Origin of the sequence: Microbacterium memoriense (assembly GCF_025398275.1) — a bacterium.
GTDB lineage: Bacteria > Actinomycetota > Actinomycetes > Actinomycetales > Microbacteriaceae > Microbacterium > Microbacterium memoriense.
Genome location: NZ_JAODOR010000009.1, coordinates 154,071 through 174,355, shown reverse-complemented (window position 1 = coordinate 174,355; position 20,285 = coordinate 154,071). Strand labels below are relative to the sequence as shown.

Genomic DNA, 20,285 nt, shown 5'->3' with positions numbered 1-20,285 from the left:
GCCGGATGAAGGATGCCGCGATCGGGCGTCAGTCGATCAACAGCCGGTAGCCCCTGCCGGATTCGGTCAGCACGTGCCTCGGGGTCGCGGGATCGGCCGCAGATTTCCTTGAGCAGCGTCTGGCGCGTGACCAACGCGCCCGGGTTGCGGGCGAGGAACACCGGTATCCGTCACCTCTGCCGTGGGTGACCCGTTCGAGGAACTTGAGCAACCGGGCGCAGGTGACGATCTCCACGCCCATCCGGGCGGATGCCTCGTCCCCGCCCAGCAGGGCGAGTCATTCGCGCCGGTGTTGTACGGCGGGTCGACGTAGATGCAGCGTCTCCAGCGCATCGTAGTTCTCGCCCTCGATCACGACGTGCGCCGGCTTTTCTCCACCTCGGTTGATCTCGCCGAGCGGCGCCAGGCCGGGATAGATGGGGACGCTGAAGTCCTCGACCACGACCAGCTGACCTCGAGATCCTCCGGAAGGTGGCGCGTCGTCCTCGGCGGGTCGTGACACTCGATGTCGTGTCTCTGAGTGCTTGTGTCACTCAAAGCGGGTCTGTGTCGTCGCAACGCGTTCCCGACAGGCGTGTGTCGGGAACGCGGCGAGATGACACTGGATGTCACGTCTCCCCGGGGCTTCGGGTGCGCGCGGGGCGTCTTTGTCGTGACACTTTCCCGCTTGACGCTCGTGCTGGCTTGGCGGATCGCTAGGACGAGTTCGGTCGGGTGTCCGGCGTCAAGCCCGTTCGTGACGAATCATTGACGCTTGGATGGCCGCGACTGACGGCGGTTTCTCGTCCTCCCACACCTCTGCGTACACGCCGGCGACCAGAGGCCAGATTGTCTGGATACCGTCGGCAACAGTGTTGATCGCGTTGATCACGTGTCCAGTGAGAACGAAATCATGAGGAATGATCCGACCTGCGGCGTCCGTTCGGCCGAGTGGATCGGGAAAGCGCAGCGCCAACTGTTTGCCGCTGCGGCGGCAAAGCGTCGCTTCGTTCTCTGCTCCGACGAAAGCGCTGTCGTACGCCGACAATGGGTCTGGTTGCCCACCGTCGAGCAAGAATCGAAAGCCCCAGGATCGCCCTCTAGTCGCCCAAATAAGAGCTACCACTGGCTCTTCGCCAGGACACGTTCCTGGACACCGCGATCGAGGTCAAGCCGAAACTTTGTGACGGTGGCGGTGAGATAGTCCTTGTGTGCCAGCGACTGAGCATGGAGCTCCTCAAGCTTGTCCGTCCCCAGTTTGACCGCCAACGTGATGGCAGGAATGGTGCCAGGGGCAAGAATTGTCCCAACGTACGGAATCTTGGCGACGAGTCTTGCAACGGCTGGTGCGACCGTGACAGTGAGCACCTTCGCAATGTCATCAGCGCGGTTCACCAGCCCACCCAGCATCTTGATCGGGACGTTGAACCTGTCTGCCCATTGGGCCACCCGCTCAAGCGGAAGCAAGATCGCCACCGGCAGCACGAGGTCGAGGCCAACCCGCTTTGTGACCTCGATTCTGCCGGGCTCGAATCTCGCTGACGACAACAGAATGAAGTCTTCTCCCATAGACAGGGCTTCGGGAACCTGCACGAAACCCTTGACCGTCTCGTGCAGGGCCGCGAGATCACCGGCGGCGTTCTGGATGATTAGGTTCTCAAATCCGTGCACGTCGAGGGCGGGATGCAGATCAGCCTTTGACAGCGCGACGAGCCAGATGCGAGGAAACCGCGCCAATGGGGTCCCATCGACGAGGATGTCCTCCTTGAGCTTCTCCAGTCCTTCGCGGATCCCCCAGAACAGGGACTTGAGGTACTTTTCCTCCTCGCCCGCAAAGTCGATCAGCTTCTGCCCGTCGACGAGGAGGAGTGCGACGTCCGACTTCAGAAGGTTCCTGAACGTCTCGATCCGGCGAGACGCCTCTTCATCCGTGCCCGGCTCCTGCGTGAACCATTCGCCGGGGTAGTCATGCCAGACCAGGCCCAACTTGGTGGCCTTCGCCGCGTTTGGGGCGTCGTTCTCCTTCGGTTTCACGATGAAGGAGTAGGGCTTCGCTTGAAAGACTGTTTGCCGTGGGGCTTCCCCCTTCTCGCTCATCCGCAAGTAGTTCTGCCGCAGACTGTGACCCTGGGACGTGTCGTCCGCGAGCACACGAAACGAATTCTCGTCTCCGAATGAGGGTTCTTGTGTCGCACCGTAAAACGACGAGAGTAGAACGGTCTTTCCGCTTCCGCTTTCGCCGAAGACGGCAATCTCCTGCACCTTCACCTTCGATGCCACGCTAGATCCTGCCACCTTCGATAAAGAGCGATTGAGCCATGACAGAAGTATGGTGCACCGCTCCGACGCGCCAGCGCGGCTGTCCGGTTGTCGATCTCGTCGCCTCTGAGGCGCAGCACGGCTTCCTCCCGAGTGCGCCGTGTTCGAGACACCCACGACAGGGTCATCGGAACTGCCTCGCCTGCGTAGCCGTAATCGATGCCACCAGCTCCGAAGGCAACTCAACCACGACGACCTCTACGCCGAAATCGGCGATCGCACGAGCACCCCAGCCTGCACCGCCGGTGAACGGCTGCGCGGCAGCCTGATCGGCCATCAGGAGCAGCAGGCGTGCCGGGCGTGGCTGGATGTGCCCAGCGATCCAGGAGAGCTTGAGCGCATCTGTCAGCACCTTCTTGTGGTGCGCTGGCTTGGGGATACCCAACCGCGCCCACGACTCCACGAGCACTGTCCTTTCGGCGTCAGCGCCGTCGAGCTCGACTCGCGTTCCATCGTTCAGGCGGATCGTCGCCGGAGCGAGCACGACGCCGAGTTGCTCCGAGAGTATCTGCATCATCACGGCCTCGGCGGCGCGCTGAACGCCGCTATCGCTCGCGTGCGCCACTATGTCGTCGACCATCAGTCGCGGTCGCTCCGGGTGAGCTACTGCTTCTCCATCTCTACGGTCATCGTCACGCCCATCGCGGTCAGTTCGTACTTCAGCTTCCCGTCCTCGTAGGTGAACTTCTTCGAGTCGTCTCCTGAAGCCAGCAGCCCGGTCTCCATCTGTGCAACGTCGCCAGCGGATAGCCATGTGAATGTCTCGACAGCATCCGTGGGCGACTCGTACGTGCCGACCCAATACAGCGCCGTCGTGGAGTCCGTCTCATTGACCCAGTTGACCGTGATGAGGTCGCCGGCGATCGTAGCGGCCTGGTATGAGTCTGCCGAGTTCGAGTTCGTCTGCTTCCAGTCGCCTGCGAGATTCAGCGGCTCGGCCGGAGGAGCCTGTTCCTCGGCAGGCGCCGAGGCGGTGCTGCCACCCCCGCTGCTCTCAGTAGCCGAGGTTCCCGGGCTGCTCGAGCAGCCGGTCAGCAGGAACGCGACGATCACGAATGGGGCGAGGGCTCTGTGCTTCATGCTTTGGATACTATGGGCGCCCGGCGACGCTCCTCAGCATCGCGCGCATCCCGCCGCTGATCGTTCTCCAGCTGAGTCGCAGACCAGATCCCTCCACGCCAGGCGACGTCTGAGCCAACCGATAGCGTGGGGTTCATGCGAACTACTGGGGGATTGGCGGCGATTATCGCCGCGACGCTTCTGCTCACCGCGTGCGGCTCATCGAGTGAGCCGGCGGCGGTTGAGCCCGACACAGTAACCTCGGCGCCCGCCGAAGAGCCGGCGGCTACAGAGGTCGAGCCCTTGCCGTTCAACGCCAGCGGCTACCTCGGCGGCACGGCACAGCCCAACCTCGACGCGGGAGAGCCCGACGAGGTCTCGGTGGTGCAAATCGGCCCACTCGACTCGGCCAGCGGAACGCTGATCTTCGCGTTCCGCAACAACACGAGCGAAAGCATCTCGCACGTCGACTGGACCGCAACCGCACGCAGCGGCGGATCCATCGCGGCGACCGGAAGCAGCCAGGGCACGACGCCGGCTCAGCTTCAGCCGGGCGAGGCGGGCCTTTCCTACATCTACTTCGACAACGCCGACGCCATCCCGGCCGATGCCGAGTACGAGTTTCAGGTGAGCACGAGCGCTGCCGACACCAGCCCCTACAACACCGCGCCGCTGACCGTAACCGAGGCAAACGTGTCCGGCGACTCCATCGTGGGCGGCGCGACGAACGAGACGGGGGCCGAGACGACGGGCCCGTACAGCGTCGAGGTGTATTGCTTCGAGGGTGACACCCTCCTATCCAGCATGATCACCTTCGCTGAGCAGACCGATGAGATCCCGGACGGCGGAACCGTCACGTTCTCAGCGAACCTATTCGGCGATTCCTGCCCAACCTTCGTCCTCGGCGTCAGCGGATACTTCGCTTAGCAGCGCTCGTCCCACGGATGCTGCGTTGAGAGAACTGCACCAGGACTTCCACCCGCCGTCCACCGGGGAGTGGACGACACTGCTCGCCGCACCGACAGTTCCCGCACGTGAGCTGGGCCGCGCCGAGTTGCCGGATGCTCCGGGGGTCTACCTCTGGCAGAGAGACGGGCGACCGGTGTACGTCGGCATGTCCGCGAGCCTACGAGGCCGTGCGTGGGGCAAGCACCTCGGGGGCGGTGTTAGCCTCGCTGGCTCTTCGCTTCGTCGGAACGTGTGTTGGTTGCTCTTCAGCATTCCGCCGAACATCACGAGCGGGCCAGCCCGTCAGAAAGTCACCGCAGAGCAAGCGGCTGCGATCCGCGACTGGCTGCTTGGTTGCGACCTGTCGTGGCTCGAGGTTCCTTCAGTGACCGCAGCAGATGAGCTCGAGCGGCGTCTCAGAAGCGAGTACCTTCCAGACCTGAACCGCGTCTGAACCAGGTCTACATCGCGGGGCGTTCGTTGTGAGGGCGTCCGTCCTCGTCGGTAGGGTTCCAACGTGGGCCACAAAGAACCGATGACCATTGCGACGGCGCTGAAGCTGATCCAGAAGAACGAGCTGATCCTGCCGGCGATCCAGCGTGAGTACGTGTGGAAGCCGTCGCAGGTGATCAAGATCTTCGACTCGGTACTGCGTGGCTACCCGGTCGGCAGCTTTCTGTCCTGGAAGGTGCTCCCGGAGACGGTGAGCTCGTTCAAGTTCTACGGGTTCATGAGGGACTACAGCGGCTACGACAAGAAGCACAACCCGGTCGTCGACATCCCGACCGATCGCGAGGTGATCGCGGTACTCGACGGCCAGCAACGCCTCACTTCGCTGAACATCGGCCTTCGGGGCACCTATGCGTACCGGAACCCGCGTGCGTGGGCGAACAAGGCATGGTCGTATCCCGAGCGGCGGCTTCACCTGAACCTCCTCGGCGAAGCGCCGGAGAACGAGGCCGGGTTGAAGTATCACCTCGCGTTCCTCACGAAGGAACAGATCGAGCAGGCCGCAGCTGACGAAACCAAGAAGTGGTTCCCGATCAGCGACATCTTCGAAGCCGGCGAGGCCTTCCAGATGGCGCAGATCCCGGTGAAGTACGGCGTCGGCAACAATGCAAAAGCAGTCGAGATGATCAGCCTTCTCTGGCAGGAGGTGCATCACAATCAGAGCCTCCACTTCTACGAGGAGACCGATCAGGACATCGAGCGGGTCCTCGACATCTTCGTTCGCGTCAACTCGGGAGGCACAGTCCTCTCCTACAGCGATCTCCTGATGTCGATCGCGACTGCGCAGTGGAAGGAGAAGGACGCGCGAGCAGCAGTCCACGACCTCGTGGACGCGCTCAACACCACCGGCCAAGGTTTCGACTTCTCACAGGACACCGTCCTGAAATCGGGTCTCGTGCTCGCCGACGTCGGAGACGTCGGCTTCAAGGTCAAGAACTTCACAGCTGCCAACATGGCGACGCTCGAGTCCAAGTGGGACGAAATCAGCATCTCGCTACGCATCGCCGCCGAACTCCTCGCCGACTTCGGTCTCTCCGGCGGCACCTTGACGGCAGACAGCGTGCTCATTCCCGTCGCGTACTACGTGCACCGCCGCGGTCTCCCGCCGACGTACCGCGGGTCAGACAAGAAGCACGACCGCGAGGACCGCGCTGCGCTCCGATCATGGGTGCTACGTTCCCTCATCGCCCGCGGCGTCTGGGGGTCAGGCCTGGACACGCTCCTGCGCGACCTGCGGGACATCATCCGACTGGAGGGCGAAGAGGCATTCCCGCTTGTTCCGATTGAGCGAGCGATGGCACGTCGCGGCAAGTCGCTCGACGTCAACGACGCCCTCATCGAGGACATCCTTGGACTCGCATACGGCGGAGGCCGCACCTGGGCCGTCCTGGCCACACTGTTCGATCACGTCGACACGCGAATGCAGTACCACGTAGACCACATCTTCCCGAAGGCTCAACTCGATCAGCGCACACTAAGAGCGCTCAAGAGTGCGGACGGCACCCGTCGACTCAGCGATGCTGCCATCGACGACTTCGTGGGGAAACGGGATCTTCTCCCGAACCTGGAACTGCTTCCCGGGCCCGAGAACATCGGCAAGTCCGATGCCGCACCCGACACATGGCTCGTCGACCACTATCCCGGCGCCGACGAGTACGCTGCATTTCTCAAAGCCAACGCACTGCCGAACTCGCTACCGCACGACGTCGGCGACTTCCTCGCGTTCTTCGACTCCCGACGAGACATGCTCATCGCTCGCATCAAGAGCAAGCTCCAGACCCAGGGCGGCGTGGCCTCGGTCCCTGCGTTGCCGATCGACATCGACGCCGAGCTGGGTGAAGGTGACCTCGACGACTGACGGCGGCAGGTGTCAACACGCCACTTCGCGCATTCATGACATTGGCTGTCTCGTTGCCAACCCCGTGTTTCGCGTAGGGCGGGCGCAGACGCCTGTCTGACGCTGTAGCGCAAGTACCCTGCCGCGAGCGTGCGGCAGTGCGTTCGCTTTCGTGGTGCGGCTGCGCGTCCGGTGTCAGCGTGAACGTGTCATGGCGACCTGCTTACCGACGCCCGTTGTGTTGTACCGGAACCGAGCCATCTCCACCGTGACTGAGTACTGGTCGGCGATGGCGTCGACGCTGGCGCCGCGCCGGGCGGCAGAGACGAGCAGGTCGAGGTTCCGCGTCGCAAGCGTGTCGTGACCGGTGAGCACTCGGTAGTGCCAGCCGAGCGTCTCGCAGGTCTTAGCGGTTTCGTCGAACTGTAGACGCGTCGCGAGCTTCAGACGTTCCTCTGGGCGGACATCGAACAGCCCGTAGCTGCCGTCTGTGAACTGAGCCAGGAAGTCGGGGACGTGCGAATACCCCGCAAGGCGCGAACCGTGCCCAAAGGCGATCGCCATCGGCTGCGCCCACAGGCGCTCCACCTGTGCACCGAAGTCGAGCCATAGCAACTCCCAGCGCTCCTCCTGAGACTCGCACCAGACATGGCTACGCGTCCGCTGCCAGAAGTACATCGAGTTGGTGAAGCGATGCCGGACACCCTTCGATGTGCGGACACGCATTGGATCAATCGACGCCCAGTCCCGCTCTCCAACGTCTCGTGTGACGATCGCGTAGTCCTGGCGAACGGGGGATCGGACCGTGTCATCGATCGAGCGGGGCATCCAGTGGGTCTCCGTGTACGGCGAGCGACGCCGCACCGTGATCTGCTTCGCAGTTTCGACTGGACGCACCGGGACCTCCTGGCACCGGTCTATATGCGGAGAGGCGGGCGACGCGCGCGACTCGCGGAGCAAGTGACATTCCATGTCATCGAGCTCATGCCGTATGTCACGTAAAGAGCCGTTGTGTCACGCAAACGCGTTCCCGACAGGCGCGGGGGTTGACAACCGGCATCCATGGTCTTAACGTGCAACCAAATGGTTGTAGAAAGATTCCCACAGAACACCGAGCTGAGCGATGACGACACAGACCGTCTCTTTCACGCTCTCGCCGCCGCGACGCGACGCGATATCGTGCGCCGCACGCTCGTGGACGAGCAGTCCGTTTCCGCTCTCGCGGCAGAGTACGACATGTCGTTCGCGGCTGTCCAGAAGCACGTCGCCGTGCTCGAGGCGGCGCACCTCATCATCAAGCGGGCCGAGGGGCGCGAGCGCCTCGTCCGTGCAGACCCGACCATGATCGCCCGCGCCCGGGCACTTCTCGCCCGCTACGAAGACCTCTGGCGTCAGCGCATCGATCGCCTCGACGCGTTGCTCGCTGATCCGCCACTCGCACCATCCACGACTGGAGACTGACATGCCCGTCACCGATATCTCGACCGATGCCGAAAACCTCACCATGACCCTCACCGCCGACTTCGCGGCGCCGGTGAGTCGCCTCTGGTCGGCATTCACCGACCCGCGCCAGCTCGAGCGCTTCTGGGGACCTCCCGGATGGCCGGCGCGTTTCACCGCGTTCGACCTGCGCCCCGGCGGCCGCGTCGACTACGCGATGACGAGTCCGCAGGGTGAATCGTCCCGCGGTGCGTGGGAGGTGCTCTCGGTGACAGACGGCACCGGCTTCGACGTGCTCGACTCGTTCGTCGACCCCGACGGCAATCCGATGGAAGCGTTCCCGGCGATGCGCATGACCTTCGCCTTCGACGCGACGGATGCCGGCTCCCGCCTGACGAATGTCACCTACTTCACGTCGGCGGAGGCCCTCGAACAGGTCGTCGCGATGGGCGCCATCGAAGGCTCGCGCATGGCGATGAACCAGCTCGACGCTGTCCTGCTGTCCCTCCGGGAATACGCGCAGGGCAAGGGCACCCGCACCGAATTGCTCGACGACCAGCACGTGCGCATCACGCGGCTCATCGAGGGGCCGCGCGAGCTCGTGTGGCGTGCGCACCACGAGCCGGAGCTCATGCAGCAGTGGCTGCTCGGGCCGGACGGCTGGCAGATGGTCGAGTGCAAGCTCGGCGAGACCTACCGCTACATGTGGCAGCAGGGCGACGACGAATCCACGCGCTTCGGCTTCGAGGGCGAAACCGTACTGAGCGAGCCGACGTGGCGTGCCGTGACGACCGAGCGGATGATCGGGATGGATGCCCCCGGTACCCTCAATGACCTGCAGCTGTACGAAGAGGACGGCGCGACGCTGCTGACGCTCGTTATCGAATATGCCGATAAGGACATGCGCGACATGATCCTCGCGACCGGCATGACCGAGGGCATGGAGACGTCGTACGCGCGCCTGGAGGCGGTCCTCGCCGGGGTCTGACGCCCGCTCGAACCAGGCCGCGTGACCGGAGATCAGGCTTGCAGGCGGGCCAGCGCACTCACCGGCAGGGAGAGCAGGAGACCGAGGATGCCTCGGACCTGCTCTCGCTCGCCGCACTCGTGCGTGTCGTCCGGGGTCGTGTCGTCGTGTCGCATGTCGGCCAGGTTCGACAGCTCGGGGGATCTTGAAATGTTCTCGGCTTCGGGTGTCGAATCGGTCTCGTGCCGTTCGTTGTCTGGGTGACGTCGATATTCGGCGGCCACGAAAAGGAGCCTCCGTGCCATGACGACCGTCGACACGGCTCTCACCGTCACACACCGCGAGGAATGGACGCGCATCGTCGCGGGCCTCGCGCGCCGGTTCGGAGGGATCGACATCGACCCTTCCGCTCGTCGCGCTCCCGTGGGAACAGGAGAACTGACGGCGCCGAGCGCGCTGGTTGTCACCCCGATGGCCCCCTGCGCGCAGCGTGTAGGGGGTGCAGTCGGCGCGAACCGGCGCACTCGGCGCCGGGTGTGAGAGGCGACCGGTCAGGCCGGCGGCGCGATCGGTACGGCGGCGGCGTCGGCCTGGGCGGCGGGCGTCGCCGGCGGGCGGCGCAAGCGCTGGGCTTTCGAGGGGCGGATGGCGGGTACATCGCCCACGATCGGCACCGGCGTCCGGTAGAGGCGGAAGCCGTAGCGGACGAGCAAACCCACCATCACCATGACCTTGTTGCGCGGGCCGAGCAGGCTCGTGATGTGCACGAACAGCCACGCGAACCACGCCGTGAGTCCCGTCAGAGTGATGAGTTTCCGCAACAGCGGGATGCGTCCGATCCCCGGGATGCGGCGCAACACCGGGAGATTCGCGATCCCGGGCACCTCCCCGACGGCGGAGCGGCGACCGATGATGGCGAGCTGGCCCTTGTCGTAGTACTCGAACGGGACCGTGCCCTCCCCCTGGATCAGCCGCTGGATCTGGCGCGCAATGTGCTCGCCGCCTTGGATAGCGGGTTGGGCCAGTTGCGGGAGATCCTGAGGGGCAGCCGCGATGTCCCCGGCGGCGAAGATGCCGGGGAGGCCCTCGACCTGCAGATCGGCGCCGACGCGGATGCGGTCACCCTTGTCCAGCGGGAGATCCCACTGGCGGACCTCTTCGTGCGGCGCGACGCCGGTGGCCCACACCGTGAGCTCGGACGGGAGCACGGTCCCGTCGGCGAGGACGACGCTGTCGGGGCGTACTTCGGCGACGCCCGTCCCGAGCCGGAGCTCGACGTCGCGACGGCGAAGCTGCTCCAGCGCGTAGCGCCGCAGCTTCGGGGTGAACGGCTTCAGGATCTCGTCACCCCGTTGCAGCAGGGTGATGCGGAAGGCGTTGCCCTCGAGCTCGGGATACGCCGGCTCGAGCCCTTGGTCGCGAAGCTCGGCGAGGGCGCCGGCCATCTCGACACCCGTCGCGCCGCCGCCGATCACGACGACGCTGAGCCCTTTGCGCCGGTCGCCCTGCTGGGTCGCGCGCTCGAGACGCGTGAACAGGGTGTCGCGGATCGCGAGCGCCTGCGACCGCGAGTACACGGCGAAGGAGTTCTCCTTCGCGCCGGGCGTGCCGTGATAGGCGGTCGTGACACCGTTCGCCAGCACGAGATAGTCGTACGCGAGGGTTTGGCCGTCCAGCATTCGGACCGTGCGGCCCGCCGTGTCGATCTCCATGAGGTGTTCGTGGATGACATCGAGATTGGGTTGGCGCACCCGGAGGCTCCGGAGGAAATGCGTCACGTCGCCGGGGTTCAGCCCGCCGGTGGCGACCTGGTAGAGCAGCGGTTGGAACGTGTTGTACACGCGGCGGTCGATGAGGCTGACCCGCACGGGCGCCTTCCGGAGCGCCCGAGCCGCGCTGATACCGGCGAACCCGGCGCCGACGATCACGACGTGCGGGACGGATGCCGTCATGCGCGCACGAGGGCGTCTTCGAGAGCGACCCAGGCGAGCATCGCGCACTTGACCCGAGCGGAGAACTTCGAGACGCCGGTGAGGGCGGCCGCGTCCCCATAGACGTCTTCGTCGAGTTCGAGCTGTCCGCGCGAGCGCAGCGCTTCGCGGAAACCCTCGATGAGCGTCCGAGCTTCGTCGCGGGTGATGCCCTCCATCAGGTCGGAGAGCATCGATGCCGAGGCTTGCGAGATTGAGCACCCCGACCCTTCCCACGTCACGTCGCGGATCGTGTCGCCATCGGTCGCGACGCGTGCGCGCAGCGTGATCTCGTCGCCGCACACCGGGTTGCGCTGATGCGAGGTCGCCGACGCGCCCTCCTCGGCGGCGAGGCCGAAGTGCTGCGGATGCTTGGAGTGATCGAGGATCAGCTCGCGGTACAGGGTGTCGAGGTCGCTCATGATCCAGCTCCGAAGTAGGGACGGATGCCGCGGACCGCATCGATGAACTGCTCGATGTCGTCCTCGGTGTTGTACAGGGCCGCCGAGGCGCGCACCGACGCGGTGATGCCGAATCGGCGGTGCAGCGGGGCCGCACAGTGGTGACCGACGCGCACGGCGATGCCGAGCGAGTCGAGGTATTGGCCCGCGTCGTGCGCGTGGACGCCGTCGACGTCGAAGGACCAGAGTCCGACGCGCTCCACACCGGCGGCGTCGCCGAGGAGACGGATGCCGGGGATGTCGCGGAGCGCATCCGCCATCCGGTCGGCCAGAGCGCTCTCGTGCGCGTGGATCTGCTCCAGTCCCACGCCGTCCAGGTACTGGACGGCGGCGGCCAGGCCGATCGCCGGACCGATCGGCTGGGTGCCGGCTTCGAAGCGCTGCGGCGGCGGAAGGTATTCGGCGCTGTCGAGGCTCACGGTCGTGATCATCGATCCGCCGGTGAGGAACGGCGGGAGGGCTTCGAGCACGTCGGCCCGGCCGTAGAGCCCGCCGACGCCGTAGGGTCCGAGCATTTTGTGACCGCTGAAGACGGCGAGGTCGACGCCGAGCGTGGGAAGGTCGAGCGGCAGGTGCGGTGCGGACTGGCAGGCATCCATCACCGTCAACGCGCCGTGCGCCTGCGCCAGCGCGATGATCTCCGCGACCGGGTTCACGATTCCCAGCACGTTGGAGACGTGCGTGAAGGCGACGATGCGGGTGCGCTCGCCGATGATCTCGGCGGCGGCCTCGAGATCGAGCGTGCCGTCGTCGCGGACGGGGATGTGGCGGAGTACGGCGCCGGTCCGCGCGGCGAGTTCTTGCCACGGGATGAGATTGGCGTGGTGCTCGATCGCCGTCGTCACGATCTCATCGCCGGGCTGAAGGGCGAAGCGCGACGGGCCGCGGCCGAGCGTCGCATTGCCGATCGAGTAGGCGATGAGATTGAGTCCCATCGTCGCGCCGCTGGTCCACACCAGCTGCTCCGGCGCTGCGCCGACGAACCCGGCGACGGTCGCGCGGGCGTCTTCGAACAGATCGGTCGCTTCGCCGGCGAGCGTGTGTGCGCCGCGGTGGACGGCCGCGTTGGCGTGGGTGAGGAAGTCGCGCTCGGCATCGAGCACGGCGGTCGGCTTCTGACTGGTCGCCGCCGAATCGAGGTAGACGAGGGGATGCCCGTTCACGTCGACGCCCAGGATCGGGAAGTCCGCGCGCAGACGCGCGGCATCCAGTCTCGGCGCAGCGGTCTCGGGGTTCGCAGTGCTCACCTGTCTAGGCTACGCCCCGCGGCACGCCGGGGGTCCGGGTCAGGGCTCGTCGTCGGTGTGGGCGACCAGGCCGTAGGACGTGATGCGCCCTGCGCGGTCGTCGCCGGGGAGGGGGCGGGAGCGGCGGCCGTAGATCAGCTCGGACGAGTCGAGGAGCCACGGCACGAGGGTGATCGAGACGCCGTGGACGAGCATGAGCTGCTGTGCGATGCGCCGGGCGCGGCGGTTGTGCAGCAGGCTCTCCCACCAGTGACCGACGATGTACTGCGGCAGGTACACCGTCACGATCGACGAGCCGTGCTTCTGGCGGTACTGGGCGATGAACTCGGAGAGCGGACGCGCGTATTGCCGGTACGGCGACTCGATCGTCAGGAGCGTGATCGGCATGTCGTGCAGCTCCCAATCGGTCTGCACGGCGTCGGCTTCTTCCTGAGTCACGGCGATGTGGACCGCGATGGTCTTGCTGTGCTTGGCCGCCAGCGCGTAGTCGACCGCCTTCGCGACAGGCTTCTGCAGGCGGTTCACCAGGACGATCGCGACATCGCCGGTCGAACCGTAGTGGACGCTGTCGTCCATCTCGGTCTCGTGGCTGACATCGCGGTAGTAACGGTTCACGCCGATCATCAGGATCGAGAGGACCGGAATGGCGAGGAAGACGAGCCAGGCGCCGTGCGTGAACTTCGTGACGGTGACGATCAAGAGCACGAGCACCGTGAACGACGCGCCGAGTGAGTTGATCGCGAGCCCGATCTGGGCCTCGCGCCGCTCGGCTCCCTTCACGAAGCGGAGCTCCCGCCGCCAGTGCTTGACCATGCCGATCTGGCCGAGCGAGAACGACACGAACACACCGATGATGTAGAGCTGGATCAGGGTCGTCAGCTGCGCTTGGTACACGATCAGGACGATCGCGGCGGCGAGGCCGAGGATGATCATGCCGTTCGAGAAGACAAGCCGGTCACCGCGGGTGTTGAGGGCCTTCGGCGCGTAACCGTCGCGGGCGAGCACCGAACCCAGCAGCGGGAAACCGTTGAAGGCCGTGTTGGCCGCGAGGAGGAGCACACAGGCGGTCGCCGCCTGGATGATGAAGAACGGAATCGACCCGGCACCGAAGGTCGCGGCGGCGACCTGGGCCATGAGGCTCGGCTGCGGGTTCGTGCAGTCGAAACCGATCAAGTGGCACGGGTTCTCCGCGTAATGGACACCCGTCACGAGCGCGAGGGTCGTGAGGCCGGCGAAGAGCAGGATGGCGATACTGCCCATCAACACGAGCGTGGTCTGGGCGTTCCGCACTTTCGGCTGCCGGAACGCGGGTACACCGTTGCTCACGGCCTCGACGCCGGTGAGGGCCGAGCATCCGCTCGAGAACGCCCGGAGGATCAGGAGGATGACGGCCACTTGCGTGAGATCCTCGGCCTGCACCGAGTACTGGGCGCTCGCCGCGACGGGGGTGTCGCCCAACCCCCAGCGGACGAGTCCGGTGACGATCATGATCGCGACGGAACCGATGAACACGTACGTCGGGATGGCGAAGGCTTGCGACGCTTCGCGGACGCCGCGGAGGTTCACGACGATGATGAGGATGACGAAACCGACCGCGAGTTCGACGCGCCAGGGGTTCAGGTCGGGGAGGGCGGAGATGATGTTGTCGACGCCGGATGCCACCGATACGGCGACCGTGAGGATGTAGTCGACCAGCAGCGCCGACGCGACGACGACGCCGGACTTCTCGCCCAGGTTCGTCCGTGCCACCTCGTAATCGCCGCCCCCGGACGGGTAGGCCTTGATCAGCTGGCGGTAGCTCAAGACCACGACGATCAGCAGGGCGATCACGGCCGCGGCGACCCAGGGGCTGAACGCCAGGAACGCCGTCCCGCCGATCAGCAGGATCATCAGCAGCTCCTGTGGCGCATACGCGACCGAGGAGAGTGCGTCGGAGGCGAAGATCGGCAGCGCCATCTTCTTCGGGAGCAGCTGTCCCTCGAGTTCCTCCGTCGTGAGGGGGTCGCCGATCAGGATGCGTTTGGCGATCGGCGTCTCTTCGGACGCTCCCCGGCTTTCTTCAGTCACGGCGGGCGACACTACGCCTGGTGGCGGGTTCGCGCAATCCAATCCGCCGGGAAGTATCGACGCGCGTGAGGTTAGCCGCCCGGCGGAGTGAACCGGTAGATGACGTCGGTGACCTCGGTGCCGTCTGTGACGACCCGCACGCCGTAGGTGCGCGCACCGTCGACGAAGAAGGTGTCGCGATCGGTGCCGAAGAAGAGGATCGGGGGCGCGGTCGTGGATTCGCCGTCGGGGCCGAGGGCGCGGGCATCCGCGAGGCTCATGCCGATGTTCAGCCCGAACTCGGCGACGATCTTCACGTCGCCGACCTCGTTCGAGGAGAACGCCGCATACGTGGGGGTGTCGACCTGGTCACGCGGCTTGTTGCCCTCGCTCAACAGCACGTCGGCGAAGCGGAAACCATCCCAGCTGTACACCGTGTACGCGTAGGTACGGGAGTCGCCGGATTCGACGTCGGTCGTCGGTTCTGCGCCGATCGCCGCGGTCAGCGCGGCGATGGCGGGTTCGGCGGCATCCGCCCAGGAATGGGTGAACTCCGCACCGTCTTCGTTCTGCAGGGTGAAGCCGGTGGCGGAGAGTTCGAGGGTCGAGGTCGTGGCCGGCACGGAAGGGGTCGCGCTCGGTGTGCTGCTCGTCGCGGGCGGCGGGGGGACGGGGTTCGGCTGTGTGGTGCCGGCCGTGTCGGACGGACGCGTGAGGGCGATGCCCACGACGACGGCGACGGCCACCGCGAGGATTCCCGCGATGATGCTGAGGATCAGGGTCGATCGCGAGCGCGGCTCGCCCGGTTCGCGTGGTTCCCGCGCGGCTCGCGGTTCGCGCGGGGGCTTCGGTTCGCGCGGAGGTCGCGGTTCGCGCGGTTTCTTCGGTTCACGTGCGGGCTCCGGCTCGGAGGGCTCCTGCGGCCCGAAGAGATCGTCGAGGCTCATGCGAGGAACTCCTTCGCGGCGACCACCAGCGCATCCACTCCGCGCTCGATCGTGGGGTGCAGGATCGGCGCGAAGAACGGCGAGTGGTTCGTCGGGATGTCTTCGTTGACCGTGCCGCGGGCGACGGCATCCGCGTACTGCTGCGGATCGAGGCCGCCCCAGAACCAGAATACGAGAGGGACGTCCGCTGCACGGGCGAACCACGACACGTCCTCGCTGCCGGTGAACATACCGGGGTCGATCACGGTGCCGTCGCCGAACGCCCGATCGAACGCGGCGGTCAGGCGTGCCGTCGCAGCGGCGTCGTTGATCGTGGGTGGCAGCGAGTGGTCGACGCGGATGGTCGGGGGCTGCTCCGCACCGGATGCCGCGGCCTCCGCTCGGATCACCCGCTCCACCCGCGTGAGGACATCGGTGCGGGCCGGCTCGTCGGGGTAGCGCAGACTGAGTTCGAGCGTGGCCTCAGCGGGGATGATGTTGTTCTTCAGCCCCGCATGGATCGAGCCGACGGTCACGACGGCCATCTCGCGCGGATCGACCTCGCGCGAGACCACGGTCTGCAGGCGCATGACGGTCGCCGCCGCCATCACGATCGGGTCGATCGTCGCGTGCGGACGCGATCCGTGGCCCCCGCGGCCGTGGAGGGTGACCGTGACGCCGTCGCTCGCGGCCATCTGAGTGCCCGGACGCACGCCGATCGTCCCCGCGGGAAGGGGGGTGAGGTGCTGGCCGAGCACGATGTCGGGGCGAGGGAAGGCATCCAGCACGCCATCGGCGATCATGGCCTGCGAGCCGGCGCCGTATTCTTCGGCGGGCTGGAACACGGCGACGACGGTGCCCGACCACGCGTCGCGCGTCGCCAGGAGCTTCTCGAGCGCGCCGAGCAGCGCGGTGACATGCATGTCGTGGCCGCAGGCGTGCATCACCGGGACGTCGGTGCCGGCCGGATCTGTGCCGCGCGCTGTGCTGGCGTAGTCGAGTCCGGTCTGCTCGGCCACCGGCAGGGCATCCATGTCGGCGCGGAGCCAGACGATCGGTCCATCGCCGTTCACGATGCTCGTCGCGACGCCGGTCTTGCCGAGCCCTTCGACGAACTCGAGTCCGAGGGCGCTGAGCTCACGGGTGATGACCCCGGCCGTCCGCGTCTCCTGGAACGACAGTTCCGGGTGCCGGTGCAGGTCGATGTAGAGGGCCTCGAGGTCGATGCTCATACATCCGAGCCTACGCGTCGCCCCTGGGTCATCGCCTGTGGGCGCGGTCGGGCGGGGTCAGGTCGGCGGCGCGGTCGAGGCGCGGACGACCAGTTCGAACGGCAGCGCCGGCGCGGGTGCCGTGACGTCCTCGCCGACCGCGGCGAGCGCCGCGTCGGCCGCGGCCATGCCCTGCGCGTGCGGGAACTGCTCGATCGTCGTCAGCGCGAAGAAGCCGCTCAGATCGTGACCGTCGACGCCGATGACCGAGAGGTCGCGGGGGACCTCCTGCCCGAGCTCGCGCGCCGCGAAGACGGCGCCGAACGCGAGTTCGTCGGATGCCGCGAAGATCGCCGTCGGCCGTTCCGATCGCGACAGGAGTTCGTGCGCCGCGCGGTGGCCGCCCTCGATGGTGAAGTCCGCCCGCGCGAATCCGGCTGACTCGACCCCGGCATCGGCGAGGGCGGCGACGAACCCGCGATGCCGCAGCGTCGGGATATCGCCCCCGGCGTCGCGGGGATACGCGGGACCGATGTGTGCGATGCGGCGGTGTCCGAGGCCGAGCAGGTGTTCTGTCGCCGCGCGGCCGACGGCGACATCATCGACGCGCAGAGTTGCCAATTCCAGGATCGGCGTGCCGAGGCCGATGATCGGCAAACCGAGGGCCCGGAGTTCGTCGGTCTCCTCAGCCGACATCGCCAGCGACAGAACGATGACCGCATCCACCCGCCCGCGGCGGAGCGATGTTCGGAAGAGGTGTCGGCGCTGCGCGGGATCGTCCGTCGCGTTGTACAGCGTGATGTCGTAGCCGAGCGGCGCGAGCCGCGTCGCGATGCCGTCCAGCACTTGCGCGAAGAACCACTGGTCGACGAGCGGCACGAGCACGCCGATTGACCGCGTGCGTCCCGTCGCCAACGAGGATGCCGCGGCCGACGCGACGTAGCCGAGATCGGCGGCCGCCCGTTGCACGCGCGCCCGAGTCGCGTCGGACAGACGCCCGCGTCCGCTGAGCGCGCGCGAGGCGGTCGCCGCCGACACCTCGGCGCGGCGGGCGACCTCCTCGAGACTCGTCATCTCAGGCGGTCACGAGCCACACGGCCGTGTCGACGGGGAGCTCGGCGCCCGTGAACGGCTCGCTCGCCGCCAAGACCGTGCCGGCGGGCAGATCGACGGGTGTCGTGCCGGCGTTCGCGATGACGGTGACGTGACCGTTGCGGAAGGCGAGAACATCGTCGCCGTATCCGTCGAGCCATTCGAGAGTTCCGGCGCCGAGGCCCTCCGCGCGGCGGACGGCGAGCAGAGTCCGGTACACCCACAGGGTCGACTCGGGATCCGTCTCCTGCGCAGAGCGGGCGAGAGCGGCCCATTCGGCCGGCTGCGGCAGCCAGGCGGCACCGGTCGGGCTGAAGCCGTACGCAGGCGCGTCCGCACTCCACGGGATCGGGACACGGCATCCGTCGCGCCCGTAGCGCTCACCGTCGGTGCGGAACCACGTCGGGTCTTCGCGGGAGTCGTCCGGCAGGTCGACGACCTCGGGGAGGCCCAGCTCCTCGCCCTGGTAGAGGTAGGCGGAGCCCGGAAGGGCGAGCATGAAGGTCGTCGCGGCGCGCGCGCGACGCAGGCCCACGTCGGCGATCGGCTTGCCGGGCGACGACGGTCCGATGCCGTGACCCTGCGGATTCTCGGCCGTCAGGGCGAGACGCGAGGCGTGCCGCACGACGTCGTGGTTGGAGAGCACCCACGTCGCCGGCGCCCCGACGGCGGGGAACGCGCGCAGCGACTCGGAGATGACCTCGCGGATGGCGGCGGCATCCCATCCGGTCATGAGGTAGGGGAAGTTGAACGCCTGGTGCATCTCGTCCGAGCGCACCCATTCGGCGGTCCGGTCGACGGTCGGCAGCCACGCTTCGGCGCAGAGCGCGCGGTCGCCGTCGTACTCGGCGAGCACGCGGTTCCAGTCGCGGTAGATCTCGTGCACGCCGTCTTGACCCCAGTACGGCGCCTCGTCGTGGCCGCCCATGCTGTCGGCGTCGATCTCGGGGAGGTGGTCGGGCAGCCCGTCGGTCTTCACGAGACCGTGGGCAACGTCGACGCGGAACCCGTCGACGCCCCGGTCGAGCCAGAACCGAAGGATGCGGCGGAACTCTTCCTGCACCTCCGGATTCGACCAGTCGAAGTCGGGCTGGGTGGAGTCGAACAGGTGCAGGTACCACTGGCCGTCCGGCACGCGTGTCCAGGCGGGGCCACCGAAGACCGACTCCCAGTTGTTCGGCGGCAGGTCGCCGTTCGGCCCCGAGCCGTCGCGGAACATGTAGCGCGCGCGCTCGGCGCTGCCCGGCGCCGCCGCCAGCGCCGCCTGGAACCAGGTGTGCTGGTCGGAGCTGTGGTTGGGGACGAGGTCGACGATGACGCGGATGCCACGCTCATGCGCGGCGCTCCGAAGTGCGTCGAAGTCGTCGAGCGTGCCGAACAGCGGATCGACATCGCAGTAATCGGCGACGTCGTAGCCGGCATCCTTCTGCGGCGAACGGTAGAAGGGGCTCAGCCAAATCGCGTCGACCCCGAGCGAGACGAGGTGATCGAGACGGCTCGTAATGCCGGGCAGGTCGCCGATGCCGTCCCCCGACGCATCCGCGAAGGAGCGCGGATAGATCTGATAGATGACGGCGGTGCGCCACCATTCGGCGCCGGGGCGGCTTTCGCCGATCGGGGCACGCGTGCCCGCGGGCAACAGTTCGGTCTCACTCATGCGACCAGCGTAGCGCAAGCGCTTGCGCACGCTGCGATGCTCTCCGACGACTAACCTGGACCGGTGACTCCCGAGCTTGCGCACGCCTCTTCGCTCATCGCGTCGATCCCCGACTTTCCGGAGCCCGGCATCCTGTTCCGCGACATCTCACCGCTCTTGGCGGATGCCGCAGCACTGCGCACCGTCGTCCAGGCCGTGATCGAACCGTTCACCGGCAGTTTTGACGTCGTGGCGGGTGTCGAGGCGCGCGGGTTCATGCTCGCCGGTGCCGTCGCGATCGCCGCCGGCGTCGGCATGGTCCCGATCCGCAAAGCGGGGAAGCTCCCGCGTCCGGCCGCGGCCGTTTCGTACGATCTCGAGTACGGCACGGCCGAAATCGAGATGTCGGATGATCTGCCCGCCGGCACACGCGTACTGCTGGTCGACGACATCCTCGCGACCGGTGGTACCCTCCGCGCCGCGCAGGAGCTCCTCTCGCGCCTCGACTATCCCCTCGCCGGCACCGCCGTGCTGATGGAACTCGTGGACCTGGGCGGTCAGCGCGTCTGCGGCCCGGTGCACACGGTCTTCCGCGTCTGAGGATCTTCTCCGCCCCAGGCGGATTTCCGGCCGTGCG

At 66.8% G+C, this 20,285-nt stretch carries 22 protein-coding genes; 7 read left to right on the top strand and 15 right to left on the bottom strand.

Annotated elements, in window-relative coordinates; genetic code table 11:
* Window positions 1-277: 277 nt before the first annotated feature.
* From N4R40_RS08230 to N4R40_RS08210, 5 genes are all read right to left on the bottom strand, one after another.
* The gene (locus tag N4R40_RS08230; protein WP_261606886.1) at window positions 278-442 is read right to left on the bottom strand and encodes a hypothetical protein; all 165 of its coding nucleotides are present in this window, start codon (window positions 440-442) and stop codon (window positions 278-280) included.
* A gap of 282 nt (window positions 443-724) precedes the next feature.
* Complete coding sequence (locus N4R40_RS08225; RefSeq protein ID WP_261606885.1) at window positions 725-1,027, bottom strand: hypothetical protein; 303 nt, start codon at window positions 1,025-1,027, stop codon at window positions 725-727.
* Between the two features lie 71 nt (window positions 1,028-1,098).
* Window positions 1,099-2,259, bottom strand: a complete 1,161-nt coding sequence (locus N4R40_RS08220; protein WP_261606884.1) for a TRAFAC clade GTPase domain-containing protein — start codon at window positions 2,257-2,259, stop codon at window positions 1,099-1,101.
* Between the two features lie 163 nt (window positions 2,260-2,422).
* Window positions 2,423-2,863 carry a hypothetical protein gene (locus tag N4R40_RS08215; protein WP_261606883.1) on the bottom strand — a complete coding sequence of 147 codons (441 nt, stop codon included), beginning with the start codon at window positions 2,861-2,863 and terminating at the stop codon, window positions 2,423-2,425.
* Between the two features lie 38 nt (window positions 2,864-2,901).
* Complete coding sequence (locus N4R40_RS08210) at window positions 2,902-3,378, bottom strand: hypothetical protein (RefSeq protein ID WP_261606882.1); 477 nt, start codon at window positions 3,376-3,378, stop codon at window positions 2,902-2,904.
* A 135-nt stretch (window positions 3,379-3,513) separates the two neighbouring features.
* Here N4R40_RS08210 and N4R40_RS08205 point away from each other — a divergent pair, with 135 nt between their 5' ends.
* The 3 genes from N4R40_RS08205 (at window position 3,514) to N4R40_RS08195 (ending at window position 6,673) form a co-directional block, all read left to right on the top strand.
* Window positions 3,514-4,284, top strand: a complete 771-nt coding sequence (locus N4R40_RS08205; RefSeq protein ID WP_261606881.1) for a hypothetical protein — start codon at window positions 3,514-3,516, stop codon at window positions 4,282-4,284.
* Window positions 4,285-4,309: 25 nt separating this feature from the next.
* The gene (locus N4R40_RS08200) at window positions 4,310-4,759 is read left to right on the top strand and encodes a GIY-YIG nuclease family protein (protein WP_261606880.1); all 450 of its coding nucleotides are present in this window, start codon (window positions 4,310-4,312) and stop codon (window positions 4,757-4,759) included.
* An 81-nt stretch (window positions 4,760-4,840) separates the two neighbouring features.
* Window positions 4,841-6,673 carry a DUF262 domain-containing protein gene (locus tag N4R40_RS08195; protein ID WP_261606879.1) on the top strand — a complete coding sequence of 611 codons (1,833 nt, stop codon included), beginning with the start codon at window positions 4,841-4,843 and terminating at the stop codon, window positions 6,671-6,673.
* 174 nt (window positions 6,674-6,847) lie between these two features.
* On the opposite strand, the gene N4R40_RS08190 is transcribed toward N4R40_RS08195, so the two are convergent.
* Entirely contained in the window at window positions 6,848-7,378 is a 531-nt protein-coding gene (locus N4R40_RS08190) for a hypothetical protein (RefSeq protein WP_261606878.1), read from the bottom strand.
* Between the two features lie 357 nt (window positions 7,379-7,735).
* Between N4R40_RS08190 and N4R40_RS08185 the strand changes: the two genes are divergently transcribed.
* Window positions 7,736-8,113, top strand: coding sequence for an ArsR/SmtB family transcription factor (locus tag N4R40_RS08185; protein ID WP_261606877.1), 378 nt, complete (start codon window positions 7,736-7,738; stop codon window positions 8,111-8,113).
* Between the two features lies 1 nt (window position 8,114).
* On the top strand, window positions 8,115-9,080 hold the full coding sequence (locus N4R40_RS08180) for an SRPBCC family protein (protein WP_261606876.1): 966 nt from the start codon (window positions 8,115-8,117) through the stop codon (window positions 9,078-9,080).
* 32 nt (window positions 9,081-9,112) lie between these two features.
* Here the strand turns inward: N4R40_RS08180 and N4R40_RS08175 are convergent, their stop codons facing one another.
* Window positions 9,113-9,343, bottom strand: coding sequence for a hypothetical protein (locus N4R40_RS08175; RefSeq protein ID WP_261606875.1), 231 nt, complete (start codon window positions 9,341-9,343; stop codon window positions 9,113-9,115).
* 19 nt (window positions 9,344-9,362) lie between these two features.
* Between N4R40_RS08175 and N4R40_RS08170 the strand changes: the two genes are divergently transcribed.
* Complete coding sequence (locus tag N4R40_RS08170) at window positions 9,363-9,599, top strand: hypothetical protein (RefSeq protein ID WP_261606874.1); 237 nt, start codon at window positions 9,363-9,365, stop codon at window positions 9,597-9,599.
* Window positions 9,600-9,610: 11 nt separating this feature from the next.
* Here the strand turns inward: N4R40_RS08170 and N4R40_RS08165 are convergent, their stop codons facing one another.
* The 8 genes from N4R40_RS08165 to N4R40_RS08130 are packed head-to-tail and all read right to left on the bottom strand — an operon-like array spanning window position 9,611 to window position 19,669.
* Complete coding sequence (locus tag N4R40_RS08165; RefSeq protein ID WP_261606873.1) at window positions 9,611-11,011, bottom strand: NAD(P)/FAD-dependent oxidoreductase; 1,401 nt, start codon at window positions 11,009-11,011, stop codon at window positions 9,611-9,613.
* The gene (gene sufU, locus N4R40_RS08160) at window positions 11,008-11,451 is read right to left on the bottom strand and encodes a Fe-S cluster assembly sulfur transfer protein SufU (protein ID WP_261606872.1); all 444 of its coding nucleotides are present in this window, start codon (window positions 11,449-11,451) and stop codon (window positions 11,008-11,010) included. The genes N4R40_RS08165 and sufU overlap by 4 nt, the downstream gene beginning before the upstream one ends.
* Window positions 11,448-12,737, bottom strand: coding sequence for an aminotransferase class V-fold PLP-dependent enzyme (locus N4R40_RS08155; protein ID WP_261606871.1), 1,290 nt, complete (start codon window positions 12,735-12,737; stop codon window positions 11,448-11,450). The genes sufU and N4R40_RS08155 overlap by 4 nt, the downstream gene beginning before the upstream one ends.
* A 39-nt stretch (window positions 12,738-12,776) precedes the next feature.
* A complete protein-coding gene (locus N4R40_RS08150; protein ID WP_407665852.1) occupies window positions 12,777-14,816 on the bottom strand; it encodes an APC family permease in 2,040 nt (679 codons plus the stop codon).
* 59 nt (window positions 14,817-14,875) lie between these two features.
* Window positions 14,876-15,730 carry a hypothetical protein gene (locus N4R40_RS08145; RefSeq protein WP_261606869.1) on the bottom strand — a complete coding sequence of 285 codons (855 nt, stop codon included), beginning with the start codon at window positions 15,728-15,730 and terminating at the stop codon, window positions 14,876-14,878.
* A complete protein-coding gene (locus N4R40_RS08140) occupies window positions 15,727-16,941 on the bottom strand; it encodes an amidohydrolase (protein ID WP_261606868.1) in 1,215 nt (404 codons plus the stop codon). The genes N4R40_RS08145 and N4R40_RS08140 overlap by 4 nt, the downstream gene beginning before the upstream one ends.
* A 57-nt stretch (window positions 16,942-16,998) precedes the next feature.
* On the bottom strand, window positions 16,999-17,994 hold the full coding sequence (locus N4R40_RS08135; protein ID WP_261606867.1) for a LacI family DNA-binding transcriptional regulator: 996 nt from the start codon (window positions 17,992-17,994) through the stop codon (window positions 16,999-17,001).
* Window position 17,995: 1 nt separating this feature from the next.
* On the bottom strand, window positions 17,996-19,669 hold the full coding sequence (locus N4R40_RS08130; RefSeq protein WP_261606866.1) for a glycoside hydrolase family 13 protein: 1,674 nt from the start codon (window positions 19,667-19,669) through the stop codon (window positions 17,996-17,998).
* Between the two features lie 63 nt (window positions 19,670-19,732).
* Here N4R40_RS08130 and N4R40_RS08125 point away from each other — a divergent pair, with 63 nt between their 5' ends.
* Window positions 19,733-20,248 carry an adenine phosphoribosyltransferase gene (locus N4R40_RS08125; protein ID WP_261606865.1) on the top strand — a complete coding sequence of 172 codons (516 nt, stop codon included), beginning with the start codon at window positions 19,733-19,735 and terminating at the stop codon, window positions 20,246-20,248.
* Window positions 20,249-20,285 lie beyond the last annotated feature (37 nt).